Raw genomic sequence first — 16,242 nt, 5'->3', positions numbered from 1 at the left:
AACAACCCCACCGAACGGTTAAACCGGGAGATCCGCCGGCGCACCGACGTCGTTGGCATCTTCCCGAACCGCGAATCCATCATCCGGCTTGTCGGCGCGGTCCTCGCTGAACAGCACGACGATTGGATCCAACAAAAACGCTACATGTCACTATCTGCACTCGAACACACCAAACGCCTCATGCACCAAACAGGAGGTGATCATGGCGACCACCACCAACTAACCGCCTAACCAAAACCCCGAACTTCATACCGAGCCGAAAGCACAAACGGCTACACCACTTCACGGGACTTGACCCAATCTATGAGCCCTCTGTCATGGCTTTAAGCGCCGCAACGTGCTGTGCATAGGCTTCTGTTCCAGTCTGGGTCAACGCGACCCAGACGGCGTCTTTCGCGCGCGTGGAGCCATATTCGCGGGTGCGGCTGATATAGCCGCTGTCCTCAAGATGTTTCAACTGCTTGGAAAGCGTATCGGCAGGAAGCTCGGTGAGCTCTGCAAGCACGGCGTATTTCATCTGCCTGCCGCCGGTTGCGCCTGAATGGAACAGCGTGGCACAAATTTTAAGCCGATTGATGGGGTGGATGACCGGATCCAGCTTTGCTGGGCGTGGTGAAGGATCCTTAGACATTGACGCCCTTTACGGCGGCGTTGCGGTTCTCATACAACATCCATGCCGTCGCCGTAGAAACAACGACGCCGCAGACAATCATCCACGGCCAAGTATCAGGCGTCGGCACGGTGGAGAACATCATGGCACCTGGCAGCAGTACTCGTGACCAGGTGGCGCGATCATTACTCGGCCCCATATTGGGATTGACCCGAACGAAGGGGTTCGCAATCTTATCTTTGAGGAGATAGCCCAGAACGAACGTCGGTACAAGAACCGCGAGGCCGTACCACCATGACAGCTTGAATAGCGCGATACCGCCGCCGGCGCCAAGCGCCACTATCGCCACCGCCCACCAGCTCTGCGTCCACGTGGTGCGCTTTTGAACGTCGTGAATGATCTTAAGGTCGTCGCTCATCGTTCTTCTCCCTAACGTCAACTTCACTGGCTTGCAATTAAGGCAAGTGTAATACTTGCCTTAATTGCAAGTCTAATGCTTGCCAAGTGTGCAAGTGAAAGACTGTGCATAGTGGGGATACAGCTACGCATGGGGTCTAACGGGGCTGGTGGTCTGCTACTGTGACATCTGGCCGACTTTTATTGACTGAGGCTCCACGGCCTTACATCGCCCATCGGGTAGTGCCTTTGCTGGTTGTTCCATTGCGTTTGGTATCACCGCCGCAGTAGCAGCGTGGTCGGTTCTTTGGCATTGAGCCACCACACCACCGCCTACTACCACAGACTGGCAGCCACACCGGGGATTCACCGTGTTGAGGCCAGATATATGCTCCCAAAGCATATATTTCACGCTACCCTACAGGTCAGAACCTAAAAATCCCCGATCCCAGACACACTTTCTGGCCCCTAACCCCAGAAGACCTACTCCAGCCCGAAGAGCTCCCGTTGGAAATCCGTGGGGTTCTTCAGCTTCTCGGATTCGGGCAGTGGGCCGGGGAGGGTGGTGCCTGCGGCGAAGGGGGAGCCCGGGAGATGGTCGCGGCCGTGGGGTTGGGTGAGGCCGGAAAGGTCGGGCCCGGAGGGGACGATCCGGGTGGGGTTCACTTCGCGGTGGACGATGTAGTAGTGCTGTTTGATCTCCGTGAAGTCGGTGGTGTCGCCGAAGCCGGGGGTTTGAAACAGCTCGCGGAGGTAGCCGTAGACGTTTGGGAGTTCGGTGATCTTGTTGCGGTTTGTCTTGAAGTGGCCGTGGTAGACGGCATCAAAGCGGATGAGGGTGGTGTAGGCGCGGACGTCGGTCTCCGTGATGTGTTCACCCATGATGAAGCGGTGGTTGGCTAGGCGGTCTTCGAGCCAGTCGAGGACCTCAAACACGTCGTCGTAGGCTTCTTCGTAGGCGTCTTGGGAGGCTGAGAATCCGGCGCGGTACACGCCGTTGTTGAACTTGCGGAAGAGGAAGTCGTTGATCGCCTCCGCCTCTTCGCGCAGCTCTTCCGGTGGCAGCAGGTTCGGGGCGCCGGGGCGGTGGTAGGCGGTCCACTCGGTTTGGAAGTCGCGGACCATGGAGTTGTAATCGTTCGTCACCACCTTGCCGCTTGCTTCTTCCACGATTGCCGGCACGGTGATGCCGCGCGGGTAGTCGGGAAAGCGTGCGAAGTATGCATCCTGCAGGCGGGGGATCTGTAGCACGGGGTCCACGCCGCCCGGATCCAAGTCGAAGGTCCAGGAGCGCTTGTCGTGAGTCGGGCCAGCCAGGCCCAAGGAGATCACATCTTCCAGCCCCATCAGGCGCCGCACGATGACAGCGCGATGCGCCCATGGGCAGGCACGTGCGGCGATGAGACGGTAGCGGTGCGGCTGCACGGGCCAGTGCGAAGCTTCATTGCTTATCGACGACACAATGCGGTCACCGATATAGTTCGTATCCCGCTTGAACTCGCCGTCTGTTGAGGCGTTCTGGGCATCGCCTGCCCAGTCCTTCTGTGCGTCTGTAGTCATCGTGTCCTCCCTTATCGCGTGAAAAGTTTGTGACACGTCAACTATAGGCTGTTTCTGATCATGAGCGAGGGGGGATGTGCTGTTGCAAGAGGATGAGCAGTGTGACGGAAAGCCCGGAGACAGGCCCAGAGACAGGCCCAGAGACAAGGCAATACAAAGCCTTCGGATGGCGCGAATCCTGGGCCTTCATCGCGGTCATGGTGTTTCTCTCCCTAGCTGGCTTCTTTATGGTCGATGGCGGTGAAAGGGCGCTGGAACCCCTTGACCGAGCGCCGGATCCATAGCCGTGCCATTTTGGGACACGCCCGCACCTTCGGTTTCGGGCCATTACCAGAGCGCTTATCCGGAGAAGCCTTCTGCTCCCACTCCAGCGGGGTAGTGATCGTCCCCTGAGTACGGGGATTCCCCGGATTTACAGGCTGATTCACCGAGAAGATTGTTAAAAACGCCTGCGGATTCTTGCGCCCATCCTGAGTCTTCGTCCACGCGTCACTCAATGGTGTGCTGGTTTTGCGCGATCTCGGTTTCAGCAATGTCTATCAAACGCACGAGACGGGGCTTGAGTCGCATGCGAGGTTAGGCTAACCTAACGTAATAATGGTTATTATCTTCTGAGAGGGCAACACAGTGCCGCTTGTGACTGATGAACCCACCACAGCGACCAATGAGTCGACGAGTCGGCCGAGAGGGGGCGGCACCGCCGACGACGGCCCGCGAACCCGATCACCTAACCTGAAACCGCCGCGTGGACGCGGCCCACACACCCGGAGACAGAACCAGATGAAGTCGATTGCCCAGATCGTCCAGAACAACCTCAGACTCCTCGCGGCCTACGAGGACAAGGTCCAGCCGAGGTTCCTCAGCCGCTATGCGCGTGAACCGATGGACGCCGCCGTCGAAGGGCTCGGGGCCGGACGGAATTCCACGTCGCCGACGTCCTCGCGCCGCTCGGCAGGGTCGCCGGGCAGCGAGGTCGAGGACCTCGCCGAAGCCAACGGGTTGAAGCTGGGCGGAGCCTCACACGTCGGCATGGTGTACTTCCGCACTCTCACGAAGAAAAGCGCGATCGGGGAGGCGGGCAAGTGAGCGCTGTGGACGGGACCGTAGGCCCGTGGTCGCTGCTCGCCCCGATTCGGACCCGGATGCGGGCGGTGGTCGCGTTATCTGTCCTGTCGTCGGTGGCTACCGTCGCTTCGCTGGTCGGCATCATCGACATCGCGATGACGTACCCGGAGGCCCCGGAGCATCGGACGTGGTTGGCCGTGGCTGTCATCGTCGTCGCCGCAACGGTGCGCATGGCCGCAGACGGCGCCGCCGGCATGCTCTCGCACCGGGCGGATAACGACCTGCAGCTCCACCTCCGGCGCCGGCTGGTCGCCCAAATCCGGAAGTTACCGCTGGGCTGGCTGGACGCCCGGCGCTCGTCGGGAATCATCGAGTCGGTTGAGAAGGACGTCGCGGCTGTCCACCAGCTCATGGGCCACACCGTCGGTGAGACCGTGGTGGCGGTGCTGGTTCCCCTGCTTTCCCTCATCGCGCTCGTCGTGGTGGATTGGCGGATCGCGGTGGTGGCGGTCATCCCGGTGCTGGTCACCTTCGCCCTGATGGGCGTGATGATTTCGCGCGGAGCCGCTCTTCAGCGCGACTACGAGCGAGCCTCCGAAGGAGTGACGGCCGCGGTCATCGAGCTGGTGCGCGGTATCCCGGTGATGAAGTCCTTCGGGCGCGCTAACCAGGGCGCGGGTCGCTACGATGCCGCGGCGTTGTCGTTCGTCCGCGCGTGGTCCGCCTGGTCCCGGCAGTCGAACATCTATCTCGGGCTCATCGACGTGGTGACGTCCCCGACCACAGTTCTCGCAGTGGTGTGCGGGGCCGGCCTCGCTCTGAGGGACGCCGCGGGCGGCATACCGGAGGGTCTCGTCGCCGGGCTGGTTCTCAGCCTTGGACTCTCCGCGGCGATCGTGCGGGTGGCCATGAACTCCGAACCCATCATCGCGGGGATCGCTGCCCTGAAGTCCATCGCGGAGGTACTGAGCACGCCGCCGATCGCCGAGCCCGCCGATCCGGTGCCCGCGCGCGGAGGCGCGCTCGAGGTCCGGAACCTGGTCTTCTCCTACGGCGATGGGCCGCGGGTCCTCGACGGGATGTCCGCGACGTTCGAACCAGGGACCCTCACTGCGCTGGTGGGGTCCTCCGGTTCCGGAAAGTCCACCGTCGCCCGGCTGTTGGCGCGTTTCCACGACCCTGCTGAAGGCTCGGTGCTGCTGGGCGGCGTCGATCTTCGTGACATCGCCGTGCGCGACGTGCACCGCTCGGTGTCGGTGGTGTTCCAAGATCCGCAGTTGTTCACGCTGCCGTTGCGGGAGAACATCCGGCTGGCCAGGAGAGACGCCACCGACGACGAAATCATGGCGGCCGCGAAGCTCGCGAACCTCGATGCGGTCATCGCGGCGCTGCCGAAGCGCCTGGATTCGGTGGTCAACGTCGATGTGACCTTTTCCGGTGGTGAGGCGCAGCGCGTAGCCATCGCGAGGTCGATCGTCACGGACGCGCCGGTGCTCATCTTCGACGAGGCAACCGCTTACGCGGATCCGGCTTCCGAGGCCCTCATCCAGTCCGCAATCGAGCGTTTGGCCCGTTCGCGGACGGTGATTGTGATCGCGCACAGGTTGAGCACGATCCGCAACGCCGACCGCATCCTCGTTCTCGATGGGGGAGCGGTCGCGGAGGCGGGTACCCACGACGAGTTGCTTGCGCGCGGTGGCCGCTACCGGGATTTGTGGCGCGCGTTCACGCTCGACGACGAACCATCCGCCCCGCGGGGTACTGAATCAGACGATGAAAAGGCGGGGAACCGATGATTCGAGACTTGTGGTCGATGACGGATCGGCGCTCGAGAATGACGCTGGTGTGGCTCATTGCGTTGGCCACGCTTGCCGCGCTGGCCCAGGGAGCGGCGTTCGTCGCGCTGCTGCCGCTGCTGTCGGCTCTGGCCGAGGGAGATGATGCGACGGCGTGGCGTTTCACCGGCGTCATCGCCGGCCTCGCGGCCGCCCATGCGGTGCTGTCCCTCGCCGCGGGGACAGTTGGCAGGGCGAATTCCGCAGCGGTGCTTTCGTCCCTGCTGCGTTCCCTGGGCGAACGCGTGCTGACGTTGCCACTCGGGTACGTCACCAAGTCCACGGCCGGCCGCTTTTCGGAGATGGCGTCGTCGGGTATCGCGTTCGCGGCGTCCGTGCCGCACGTGATCCTGCGGCCCGTCATCGCCGCGGTGGTTACGCCGACCGTCATCGCCTTCGGAATTCTGGCGGTGGATTGGCGCGTCGGTTTGGTTCTTGTCGCGTCGGCGCCGGTGCTCTTCTTCGCCTACCGGGCCATTGGCCGGGTCGGCGGGGAGTCGGACGAAGCGCATGCTGAGGCCGTCGCTGCCGTCTCCAGCAGGCTGATCGAGTTCACCCGCGGCCAGCAGGCGATTCGCGCCGCGGGCGACGGTTCGGCGGCGGACGCGATGGTGGATGAGGCTATCCAGGCCCAGCACGATGCGTTCGCGAAGGCGACGTCGACGCAGGGGGCGGCCATCGGACGGTTGGGTTCGGTCGTCCATGCGGTGTTCACGGCGGCGGTGATCGTCGCCGTGGCAGTCGCCGCGACGGGCGGGATGGCGCCGGCGCATTTGGCGCCGATGCTCATCGTGCTCGTCCAGTTCACCGGACCGATCACCACGGCGGGAGCGTTGTCCGGCGGTTTCGGTGCGGGCCGCAACACGTTGGCTGCGTTGCGTGACCTGCGGGCAATCCCCGCCCTTCCTGAACCTGCCGCACCGGAGCTGCCCGACGGGCATGACGTGGAGTTCCGCGGTGTGAGCTTCGGGTACGGAGATAAGAAGGTTCTCGACGACGTCAGCTTCCGTGCACCTCAGGGAGCGCTGGTTGCCGTAGTGGGACCGTCGGGGTCGGGCAAGACGACGGTCATGCGGCTGCTGTCGCGTTTTCACGATCCGGACTCGGGGGAGATCCTCATCGGCGGGGTGCCCTTGCCTCGGATCGGCACCGACGGCGTGAACTCGCTGGTGACCCCGGTGTTCCAGGAGACGTTCCTTTTCGACGCGTCCGTGCGGGACAACCTGGTCTTCGCCGACCCCGGCTTCGGTTCCAGGCCCGGTGACGGGGACCGCTTGCGCGAGGCTGCCCGGCGTTCCGGGGTGGACCGCATCGTGGAGCTGCTGCCTTCCGGGTGGGATACCCCGGTGGGGGAGGAGGGGACGCTGCTGTCGGGAGGTGAGCGGCAGCGCCTCGCCATCGCCCGGGCGCTTCTGAAGGATTCCCCGGTGGTGCTTCTCGACGAGCCGACGTCCTCGCTGGATGCGGCCACTGAGCGGGCGATCGTCGGCACGATTGAGGCGTTGCGCGGCGATCACACTGTGATCGTCGTCGCCCATCGCCTGCACACCATCCGCGATGCCGACCTCATCGTCGTGCTTTCGGAGGACGGGACGGTCGCAGAACGGGGCACGCACGATGAATTGCTGGCGAAGGGCGGCCCCTATGCCGAGTCGTGGACCGCCACGACGACGGCATCGGAGAAGCGCGGATAGCTAGTTCATCTAGCGCCAGATTGGCTTAGTTCCCAGGAGCCAAAGCGCACCGCGCAGACACCCCAGTGGAGGAGCAAGAGCACGAGGAGCGCCAAGGAAAGTGTGTGCCAGCCTTCGTCCCAAGCACCCAAGCACAGGGTGCCCACGGGGAAGGTAGAGCCCCACCAACCAGGGCCGTAGGGCGCCCAGTGGAGGACAGCCTCGTAGAAGCAGTACATGGCGTAGAGGACACACGGTGCGCCGAGGGTGAACATGATGAGGCCGTACAGGTGGGCGTCGAAAAGCAATGTCGATGCTGCCGTCGACTGGCCGACAACACCGAGGGGAATCCACGCTGTACCCGCGGCGGCGCCACGTGGGCGCGTGCGGGACCAGTAGCAGTAGAGGAAGAGTGGGATCGCGGTGAAGAACGTGAGGAAGAAGCACAGCTCACCCGCGTAGTGATAAAACTCGCCGTGATGGGTGGCCAGCTGCCCGGCGGATGTCGCAGCGACCATCGGGGACACGAGCGCCAAGCCCCACGGGAACGCAGGCTCGGTGTAGTGCGCGGACTGCTTCCACAAACCCCAGAGTTGCCACAAGCACACGATGATGGCCAGTGGCGCACCGACCCACCAGCTGAACAGCTGGAACGCATCGTTGCCCGTGAGTGCCGTCCACGCCGAGCCGCACGCGAGCAGCCCCATCGCGTACATGCCCCACGCCGCCATGTTCTGGTGCCGCGGCGGCTCATTGCGCACGCCGACCGTGAACACAACAAGGAGTCCCGCCGCGATGAGCGCAAACACGAGCTGGGCTACATGAAATCCATGTAACCCAGTCAAACTCGACGCAATCGAGGTTCCCATTAAAGCACCGGCCCAAGCGGGACCGAACTTTGGCAACGTCATAGGACTAACGCTAGGCCTGCCACCTCTCCTCATCCACTTTGGGTCGGGGCTTTGTGGTTTTTAGAACGCGATTGGCCTGAAGCGCGCGACGGCGCCGGGTGCTTCGAATCGACGGAAAAGACCACGCCAATTGCCCATCACGGATTCGCATCAGTAGGGTGAAAACATGTCGAAGAGCCAGGCGCAGCGTAGCGTGTCGCGCAACCCCCGCACACGCCGACGCTCACCCGGTTGGGTGCCCGACCAACACGGCGCCTGGTTTATGGTTACCGTCCCCGCTATCACCGGCGTCATCCTGGCGCCGTCGTGGACTGCGATTCCCCTGGTGCTGACCTGGTGGCTCGGCTATTTCACGTTTTTCGCCAGCAGCGTCTGGATCCGCTCGCGCTTCCGCGAACGCAACCGGCCCCCGGTCGTGGTCTACGGGGCGCTCGCGGCCGTCGCGGGTGTGACAACGCTGATCTTCAACTGGCGGCTTCTCATGTGGGTCCCGGCGTTCGCACCGTTGGTGGCCATAGCCGTATTCGAGGCATGGAAGCGGCGTCCGAGGTCGCTGTTGTCGGGTGTTTCCACTGTCGTAGCAGCCTGCCTCATCCTGCCGGTGGCCGCCTGGGCCGGGGGAGGCCTGGATGCGGAGGCGTGGGCCGCATTTGCCGTGTACCTGGCGTACTTCGTTGGCACTGTGCCCTACGTGAAGACGCTCATCCGTGAACGCGGCTCCAGGCCCTGGTTCATCGGGTCGGTGGGCTATCACGTCGTCGTGCTTGTCGCCGCCGTCGTCGCCGTGCTTTGCACCGGCGGGCATCCGTTCCACCCAGCGATCATCGTCGTGGCCGTCGTGTTGCTCGCGCGGGCGACGCTGATGCCGATTACCGGCGCACGTCGTGAGAAGCCATGGACGCCGAAGGTCGTCGGACTTCTGGATGCTGCCATCACTGTGCTGGTGGTCATCGTTGTGCTGCTCTAAGGCGCCTCATTTACTGCCTCGTCACTTTGGCTGATTGAGATACAGCCCATGGGTTCCGCCGTATGATGTGGTGCATGAACTGCCGGAATGTCCGTATCAACTCCGTCGCGGCGCTTATCCTGAGCCTGTTAGGGGCGGCGTTCTTTGCAGTAGGGCGGATTCTGTTTGGGGTGGGCGGATGGCTCGTGTTCTACTCCGTTCCAGCTGGGGTGATCGCCGCACTTGCGCTTCTTGCTTTGTGGTTTATCCCCGTACGCCACGTGAAGGACGACTACCCGTGCCTAGTCAAAGCCTGCCTTAATTTGTGATTTGCAGGAAGGTAAAGAGAAATGTGTTCACGCGTACAACGGGGGAGCGTGCAGGGGTTTGTTTGGCTAGCGGTACTGCGCTGCAAACCTCCCGCTCGTGCGGTGAAACACCAATATTTGTTGCCTGAAAATGAGTGATTCCTGTGGGACAATCAGGCGTCTACAGATTCATAAGGAAGCAACGATGACTGACACCTCAGAGATCCTCGATTCGATCACGCCGAAGCAAACTGCCAAGCTCAACAGCCTCAATGCCGCCATTTGGCAGACTGCCGACGATTACCTCCGCTTGATCGTTCCAGCCGAGAATTACGGTGACTACATCATTCCGTTCACGGTGCTGCGCCGTCTCGAGGGGCGACTGGAATCGACGAAGAAAGACGTTTTGGATCTTGTTCACCGGGAGAACGTGAAGGGAACAGACCCTTCGATCGTGAACCTCATGATCGAGAGCATGTTCAAGCTTCGCTTTTGGAACACCTCGGAGTTGTCTCTCGAGCGCCTGGCTACCTCCGACGACACGTTGAAGGAAGGATTAGGTCAGTACCTCAGGGCGTTCTCTGCAAATATCCAAGAGATCTGGAAAGCGTTCGAGTTTGAGAAACTCATCGACTTCCTTGACCGCAATAACCAACTCTGGAATGTGGTGAACCACTTCGCGTCCATCGACATGTCTGACGAGGCGCTCCAGGATCAGACGATGGGCGACATCTTTGAAAACCTGATGTATCGCTCGTTTGCCCGAAAGGCGAAAGACGCTGGTGAGTTCTATACCCCGCGCGACGCGATTCGCCTGATGACGTCCATCCTGTTCACCTCGGATGACGCGGAACTGGAAGAGGACGGCATCATCCGTTCCGTCTACGACCCCACCGCCGGTACGTGCGGCATGCTCATTGCCGCACGTGATGCGCTCCGGGCTATCAACCCAGGTATTGACATCGTCGTTGCAGGACAAGAGCTCAAGGAATCTTCCTTCGCTATGGGCAAGTCTGACTTGCTCATGCAGGGGTTTAAGAATCCAGAAGTGTTGAAGTTCGGCAACTCTCTGACCAACGATCAGTTCGCCGATGAAACCTTTGACTACATCATGGCGAACCCGCCGTACGGCTCTTCCTGGAAGGCGTTCCAGAAGGACGTCAAAGCGCTCCAGGAGCAGGGCGATCCACGTTTTGCGGAGGGGCTACCCGCAGTCAGCGACGGGCAGATGTTGTTTTTGATGCATATTGCGCACAAACTCGCTGCCGCAGAAGGCGCAACGAAGGGCGGACGCGCAGCCGTAGTTACCAACGGTTCACCACTGTTTACAGGGGATGCGGAAAGCGGTCCGGACAGCATCCGCAAGTATCTCATCGGTGCACAAGGCGGCGTTGAAGTGCTGGACGCGATAATCGCGCTGCCGAATGACATGTTCTACAACACCGGTATTGCTACCTACATCTGGATTCTTGATCGCAACAAGGAGCCACGTCGCCGTGGCAAGATCCAGTTCATCGACGCGACCGAGATGTGTGCGCCAATGCGCAAGAACATGGGGCAGAAGCGCGTCGAGTTCTCGGAAGACAACATCCGCGAGATTACGAAGATCTACAAGGATTTCAAGGAAAACGACCGCTCTATCATCGTCACTGCCGACGACCTGACCTACCGCGACGTGCCGATGTTCAAGTTGGCGCACTACGCGGTGAGTGTCACGGACGAAACGGTGGCAGAAGCCATGGAGCATAAGTCTGCATTCCCGGAGCATGAAGCAGTCATCCGTGAGATGGACGGGCGCGAGTACAACGACCTCCCAAAGGCGCTGAAGGCTGCAGCTAAGGAACATGGCGTGAAGATGGGCGCTCCGTTGCTCAAGCACATCATGAAAGCGCTTGCCGTTGAAGATGATAACGCACCAGCCTCTCTCGACGAGAAGGGCAACCCGGTCGTAGATGCATCGACCAAGGTGATCGAGCGTGTGCCGTACCTAGAGGATGTTTCCGAGCATATGGAGCGTGAAGTGCTCCCGTTTGTCCCGGATATGCAGTGGGATGAGTCCTTGGCGAAGGTGGGGACGGAGTTGCCGTTGACGCGCCTGTTCTACAGGCCAGAAGAGTCCCGATCGCTGGAGGAACTGGACGCAGACATCGCTGCGTCTCTGGATCGTATTTACGGCATGTTCAGGGAGGTACGGTCCGATGACTGATTTTCCGTTGGCGCCAGTTTGGGTTGCATCAACAGTAACTCTTGGGAAGATGCTTCAACCGAACCAGGAATTCGGCGATGATCTGTTATGTAAATACATTTATGCTGGAAAGATAGGGACGAATGGGCTTCTTAACGAGGATTCAGAAGCCCGTGAAATGTGGTTTACTCCATCTGAGCTTCAGAGATTGAGCCTGCATGAAGGAGACACGCTAGTCACAGAGGGCGGAGATGTCGGAAGGCCAGCCTTCATTGGCAATGATCTCCCGGGAGTAGGGTTTCAAAACTCGGTCATACGGTTAAGACCGAAACTGACAACTCACCCGAAGTATTTATTTTATGCAATGGATTATCTCTACCGGAGTGGACACGTCGACAGGGTCTGTTCCGCTGTCTCGCTAAAACACTTCACCGCAGAAAAGGTTGCAGTTCAGAGTATCCCTCTACCTGACTTCGAAACTCAACGCCGTATCGCTGATTACCTCGATAAGGAAACCGGTGAGATGGACGCGATGATCGGAGAATTCGAAGTGCTGGTAAAGAGTCTCCTGCTGAGGAAGCCAATGAAAGTCACTGAGGTTCTCTCACAAGAAACCTATCCCGCGATCCCGCTTGGTCTCGTTTGCAGGCTATATTCCGGAGACTTCATCCCGCTATCTGAAGTCGACCCCGAACATGATCTGCCCGTATTTGGAGGGAATGGTGTGTTGGGGCGAACTCGCACAGGCAACATCGACGAGGACTGCTTGATCGTAGGGAGAGTTGGTGCTCTCTGCGGAAATGTTCACCGGGTACACGCACCTGCGTTCATAACCGACAATGCACTAATTGTTCAGCCAAAAATATCTGTCGATTTGACCTGGTTAGAGCATTCTTTAAGGTCACTTAATCTTGGCAAACTTTCTCAAGCTTCTGCTCAGCCGGTGATCGCAGCTTCCAAGGTTTTGCGCGAGAGGATTTCTTTTCCTCCCGTGGAGAAACAACGCCAAATCGCGGAAAAACTCGACCGAGAGACCGCGAAAATGGACGCGCTCATCGAGGAATCCACCAAACTCATCGAAAACCTCAAAGCACGCAAAACTGCGCTGATCACTGAAGTCGTTACGGGCCGGAAAGAGGTCTAATCATGGTGAACCCAATACTTGAAGAAGCGATGGAACTGACCATCTGCCGATCTCTCAACAGCCAAGGTTGGATCTGGAACGAGGGTGCCAACGACAAGGGGTTCGACCCCGAACTTGGACTGTTCCCCGAAGACGTACTCCACTGGCTGAAGACTCAGTATCCGGAGCAATACGAGCGGGCGATTCCTGAGTCTGCGAACGATACAGAGCGAAAGTCTCGCGAGCACCGGCTGCTGAAGCGTCTGACCAAGGAGCTTGACTACACGCCGATTCTCGATGGCATCACAAAGAAGGTCAACGGCGGACTCCTGGGCACGTTGCGAGATGGGTTCTCGTTTACACAGACAGACCTTGGCACCGTGAACTTCCCGGACATGGCGGGCTTCTACCCGTATGACTCGGCGAAGACGGATGTGATCGACAAGGCGAAGGAAAACCGCCTACGCGTGCTGCAGCAAGTCCACTTTGAAAAAGGTGGCCTAGGCGAGATTGACCTTGTGCTGCTGGTCAACGGCATTCCCGTCATCACCATGGAACTCAAGACTGACAACACGCAGTCTATTGACGATGCTGTCAAGCAGTACAAGCACGACCGCAAGCCGAATCGCTCCAGCCGCCCGCTGCTCAACCCCGGCCGCTGTCTCGTCCACTTCGCGGTGTCCTCGCGTGAAGTCATGATGACCACGGAACTCAACGGCACCGATACTGTCTTCCTTCCGTTCAACCAGGGAACCGAGGAAGGCCGCGCTGGCAACCCAGACAACCCCAACGGGTACAACGTTTCCTACCTGTGGGACTGGGTGTGCTCACCAGATCTGCTGCTGCGCATCCTGAAGGATTACGCACTGTGGGAGCCGTCTACGAAGGGCAACGAGGGGCGTCTGATCTTCCCGCGCTTCCACCAATTGCGCTCTGTTGAACGCGTCACCAGCGATGTTGCAACCAACGGCACCGGTCGGCGGTACTTGATCCAGCACTCTGCGGGTTCCGGCAAGACGAAAACGATTGCGTGGTTGGCGCACCGTGCCAACAAGATGATCCATGAAGACGGTACGAAACTTTTCGATTGCGTAATCGTCGTTACGGATCGTACCGTGCTGGATAAGAACGTCGCGGACGGACTCTCGCTGCTGCAGGCCTCTGAAGGCATGGTCATCAACATCACCAGCGATGACACCTCAAAGTCGGAGAAACTCAACCACTATCTCACCCAGGGCAAGCGTATTTTGTCCTGTACGCTGCAGACCTTCCCGGCGCTGGCGCAAACGATTGACCGTTCGCCGAAACTGCGAAACCGCCGCTGGCTGGTCATTATCGACGAAGCGCACTCGTCCCAGCACGGCAAGGCATCGCGCACGCTGCTCGAGACACTTTCGGACACCCCTGACGAGCTTGCGGAAGCAGCAACGCGAGCGGCTGCGGATATTGAAGACGAAGAGACGCTCGATGGTGGGGCAGCGCTCAGCGACCCTGCTGGTTCGACTCCGTCTGGCGAGCTCACGCGTGTTGAAAAGGACCGTCTGCAGCAGCAGCGAGACTCGGCGGTCGCGCGGTCGTCGAACGTCACGCTCGTTGCGTTGACCGCAACACCCAAGGCGAAGACGCTTGCCGTGTTTGGTGAGCCATCTCCGGACAATCCAGAGAAGTACGTGGCGTTTGACCTGTACTCCATGGCGCAGGCAATCGACGAGAACTTCATCCTGGATGTGCTTCAGAACTACATCTCGCTATCGCTCTACGCCAAGATCGAAGATCAACTTGGCCGCGAAGACGACGTCATTCTTGGCGAGGCAAAATCTGCACTCAAGCACTTCGTTCGCTCCCACGAGAAGACGATCCACTCCAAGGCTGAAGTGGCCGTCGAGCACTTCAACAACAACGTGCGCTTCCTGCTCGGATCGACCGCGAAAGCAATGGTCGTTTGCGACGACCGCATGAGCGCATACACCTGGTTCCGGGCAGTGCAGGACGTGATCAAGTCCAACCCGAAGTATCAGGGGCTTGAAGCACTTGTGGCGTTCTCTGGTTCGCTTGACGTGTCCAAGGATGAGGACATTGAGGAAATTGTTACGGAATCCTCCCTCAATAACGAAAACGCACCTGAGGGTCATCGTCGCATGGAAACGACGAAGATGTTCGACGGTGAGGCGTACAAGTTCCTCATCGTGGCAAACAAGTATCAGACAGGCTTTGACGAACCACGCCTGTCAGCGATGTACGTGGATAAGCCTCTGTCCGGCGTGATGGCGGTTCAGACGCTCTCGCGCCTGAACAGGACGATGCCATCGAAGAATAAGACCAAGACTTTCGTGGTCGACTTCGTCAATGACCCCGAAACGATTCTTCAGTCGTTCCAGCCGTACTACTCGCAGGCATCTATCGACACCGAGGTAGACCCCGACGTGCTTGCGGATCTTGCTCGCGTGCTGGACACCTCCCAGTTCTACGACACCGAGGAGATGGAAGCGATCGCCAACACGGTGATGGATCGGGACATCGATGTGAAGAAGAAAGACAGCCTGATTCGAATTGGTATCGATCCGATCATTACCCGGTGGACCAAGTTCTACGGAGGCGCTTTGATCTCCGGGGATAAAAACAACGAAGCAGTGGCGACAGATTTCCGTGCGAACCTGGTGAAGTACGTTCACGCGTGGGACTTCTTGAGCCAGTTCATCGACTTCCAAGACATCACTCTGCACAAGCGTGCAATCTTCGCTGACCTGCTCGCGCGCAACCTCAAGCTTGGCAAGAAAGCACGCGAGGAGGACTACGTCACCGGCGTCGAGGTAGTGAAGACCGCCGTCATGGGTGACGTTGAAACAGGCGTTGAGCTGAAACTCAACATCGAGGATTCGCGAGCCCCGCTCCCTGTTCCAGGGTTCGATGGTCGTGTCTCTACCGGTGGGGCAGGGGATCCGCTGCAAGGCGCATTCCGCGAAGCAGTGGAGCAGGTCAACGAGCTGTTCTCCGCTGCAGGCATCGACATGTCCAACTCGGCGAATACCCGCATGGTTCATGCCGTGTGGGAGGCGTTAGCTAACGACGAAGAAGTGGAAGCCCTTGCCACCAAGAACCCGCAGGAGGCGTTGGCAAAGTCACCGAAACTTCGCGACAAAGTGCTTTCCGCAATCTTGGGCGCCGACGCTGAGCACGAGCAGTTCACTAACCTCATGCTCGGTGGCGAAGACGCGCTGAACGTTCTCACCGCTGCAATGTCCCGTCTTGCAGTTGCCGCAATGGAAGACAAGGCGCGCGGGATCGCAGTGCCGGACGACGCGCTCATCGGTGGTGCGGAAGAACCCCAGGATGAGTCGCCGGTTGAACGTCGTATCCAGGACCTTCTCGATGTAATGCTCATGCACGCTGGTGCTTCTACTGTTGAGGAGCAACTCGCGCGGTCACTGGACGAAGCGCTGTCGAACCGTGGAACCTCCAACGTGTTCGAGGTGGTTCGCTCACAGTTCGTCGGACACTCGCTGCCAGTGGACGGTGATCTGTACCAAGGCGTCGTGATGTACGCGGTGGAGCACTACTAAGGGGCAAGGACGGGGCCGATATCTTCTGAAAAGAAAACTGAAGTGTCCCAGGTTTTGTTCCGTTTGAGTA

The 16,242-nt window shown here is 59.8% G+C and carries 13 protein-coding genes; 9 read left to right on the top strand and 4 right to left on the bottom strand.

Features of this window, described 5'->3' with window-relative positions; all coding sequences use genetic code 11:
* On the top strand, window positions 1–231 hold a 231-nt coding region (locus HMPREF2785_RS07645; RefSeq protein WP_210386102.1), incomplete at its 5' end, for a transposase.
* 70 nt (window positions 232–301) lie between these two features.
* Here HMPREF2785_RS07645 and HMPREF2785_RS07640 read toward each other — a convergent pair.
* The 3 genes from HMPREF2785_RS07640 to HMPREF2785_RS07630 form a co-directional block, all read right to left on the bottom strand.
* The gene (locus HMPREF2785_RS07640; RefSeq protein ID WP_070422684.1) at window positions 302–631 is read right to left on the bottom strand and encodes a transcriptional regulator; all 330 of its coding nucleotides are present in this window, start codon (window positions 629–631) and stop codon (window positions 302–304) included.
* Entirely contained in the window at window positions 624–1,028 is a 405-nt protein-coding gene (locus HMPREF2785_RS07635; protein ID WP_070422685.1) for a hypothetical protein, read from the bottom strand. The genes HMPREF2785_RS07640 and HMPREF2785_RS07635 overlap by 8 nt, the downstream gene beginning before the upstream one ends.
* Before the next feature lie 461 nt (window positions 1,029–1,489).
* On the bottom strand, window positions 1,490–2,566 hold the full coding sequence (locus tag HMPREF2785_RS07630; RefSeq protein ID WP_070483501.1) for a glutathione S-transferase family protein: 1,077 nt from the start codon (window positions 2,564–2,566) through the stop codon (window positions 1,490–1,492).
* Window positions 2,567–3,346: 780 nt separating this feature from the next.
* Between HMPREF2785_RS07630 and HMPREF2785_RS07620 the strand changes: the two genes are divergently transcribed.
* From HMPREF2785_RS07620 to HMPREF2785_RS07610, 3 genes are read left to right on the top strand one after another with little or no spacing between them, the layout of a single operon-like run.
* Window positions 3,347–3,652, top strand: coding sequence for a hypothetical protein (locus tag HMPREF2785_RS07620; protein ID WP_070569688.1), 306 nt, complete (start codon window positions 3,347–3,349; stop codon window positions 3,650–3,652).
* Window positions 3,649–5,427 (top strand): ABC transporter ATP-binding protein, encoded by a 1,779-nt coding sequence (locus HMPREF2785_RS07615; RefSeq protein ID WP_070614754.1) that lies wholly within the window; start codon window positions 3,649–3,651, stop codon window positions 5,425–5,427. Before HMPREF2785_RS07620 ends, HMPREF2785_RS07615 begins: the two co-directional genes overlap by 4 nt.
* 38 nt (window positions 5,428–5,465) lie before the next feature.
* A complete protein-coding gene (locus tag HMPREF2785_RS07610) occupies window positions 5,466–7,160 on the top strand; it encodes an ABC transporter ATP-binding protein (protein ID WP_246821199.1) in 1,695 nt (564 codons plus the stop codon).
* Window positions 7,161–7,165: 5 nt separating this feature from the next.
* Here HMPREF2785_RS07610 and HMPREF2785_RS07605 read toward each other — a convergent pair whose 3' ends face one another.
* Window positions 7,166–8,050, bottom strand: a complete 885-nt coding sequence (locus HMPREF2785_RS07605) for an SLAC1 family transporter (RefSeq protein ID WP_070614750.1) — start codon at window positions 8,048–8,050, stop codon at window positions 7,166–7,168.
* Window positions 8,051–8,216: 166 nt separating this feature from the next.
* Between HMPREF2785_RS07605 and HMPREF2785_RS07600 the strand changes: the two genes are divergently transcribed.
* From HMPREF2785_RS07600 to HMPREF2785_RS07580, 5 genes are all read left to right on the top strand, one after another.
* Window positions 8,217–9,017 carry a YwiC-like family protein gene (locus tag HMPREF2785_RS07600; RefSeq protein ID WP_371440490.1) on the top strand — a complete coding sequence of 267 codons (801 nt, stop codon included), beginning with the start codon at window positions 8,217–8,219 and terminating at the stop codon, window positions 9,015–9,017.
* 74 nt (window positions 9,018–9,091) lie between these two features.
* Entirely contained in the window at window positions 9,092–9,325 is a 234-nt protein-coding gene (locus HMPREF2785_RS07595; protein WP_141743406.1) for a hypothetical protein, read from the top strand.
* A gap of 184 nt (window positions 9,326–9,509) precedes the next feature.
* On the top strand, window positions 9,510–11,510 hold the full coding sequence (locus HMPREF2785_RS07590; protein WP_070614748.1) for a type I restriction-modification system subunit M: 2,001 nt from the start codon (window positions 9,510–9,512) through the stop codon (window positions 11,508–11,510).
* Window positions 11,503–12,633, top strand: coding sequence for a restriction endonuclease subunit S (locus HMPREF2785_RS07585; protein ID WP_083308927.1), 1,131 nt, complete (start codon window positions 11,503–11,505; stop codon window positions 12,631–12,633). Before HMPREF2785_RS07590 ends, HMPREF2785_RS07585 begins: the two co-directional genes overlap by 8 nt.
* A gap of 2 nt (window positions 12,634–12,635) precedes the next feature.
* Window positions 12,636–16,172, top strand: a complete 3,537-nt coding sequence (locus HMPREF2785_RS07580; protein ID WP_070614744.1) for a type I restriction endonuclease subunit R — start codon at window positions 12,636–12,638, stop codon at window positions 16,170–16,172.
* Window positions 16,173–16,242 lie beyond the last annotated feature (70 nt).

Origin of the sequence: Corynebacterium sp. HMSC067D03, from assembly GCF_001811185.1 — a bacterium.
Classification (GTDB): domain Bacteria; phylum Actinomycetota; class Actinomycetes; order Mycobacteriales; family Mycobacteriaceae; genus Corynebacterium; species Corynebacterium coyleae.
Note: the sequence above shows the minus strand (reverse complement) of the source record. Positions and strands in the feature narration are given on the sequence as shown.

Coding starts and splice junctions, on each gene's coding strand:
- HMPREF2785_RS07640 (WP_070422684.1), bottom strand. CDS start 631: ATGTCTAAGGATCCTTCACCACGCCCAGCAAAGCTGGATCCGGTCATC.
- HMPREF2785_RS07635 (WP_070422685.1), bottom strand. CDS start 1,028: ATGAGCGACGACCTTAAGATCATTCACGACGTTCAAAAGCGCACCACG.
- HMPREF2785_RS07630 (WP_070483501.1), bottom strand. CDS start 2,566: ATGACTACAGACGCACAGAAGGACTGGGCAGGCGATGCCCAGAACGCC.
- HMPREF2785_RS07620 (WP_070569688.1), top strand. CDS start 3,347: ATGAAGTCGATTGCCCAGATCGTCCAGAACAACCTCAGACTCCTCGCG.
- HMPREF2785_RS07610 (WP_246821199.1), top strand. CDS start 5,466: ATGACGCTGGTGTGGCTCATTGCGTTGGCCACGCTTGCCGCGCTGGCC.
- HMPREF2785_RS07605 (WP_070614750.1), bottom strand. CDS start 8,050: ATGACGTTGCCAAAGTTCGGTCCCGCTTGGGCCGGTGCTTTAATGGGA.
- HMPREF2785_RS07600 (WP_371440490.1), top strand. CDS start 8,217: ATGTCGAAGAGCCAGGCGCAGCGTAGCGTGTCGCGCAACCCCCGCACA.
- HMPREF2785_RS07595 (WP_141743406.1), top strand. CDS start 9,092: ATGAACTGCCGGAATGTCCGTATCAACTCCGTCGCGGCGCTTATCCTG.
- HMPREF2785_RS07590 (WP_070614748.1), top strand. CDS start 9,510: ATGACTGACACCTCAGAGATCCTCGATTCGATCACGCCGAAGCAAACT.
- HMPREF2785_RS07585 (WP_083308927.1), top strand. CDS start 11,503: ATGACTGATTTTCCGTTGGCGCCAGTTTGGGTTGCATCAACAGTAACT.
- HMPREF2785_RS07580 (WP_070614744.1), top strand. CDS start 12,636: ATGGTGAACCCAATACTTGAAGAAGCGATGGAACTGACCATCTGCCGA.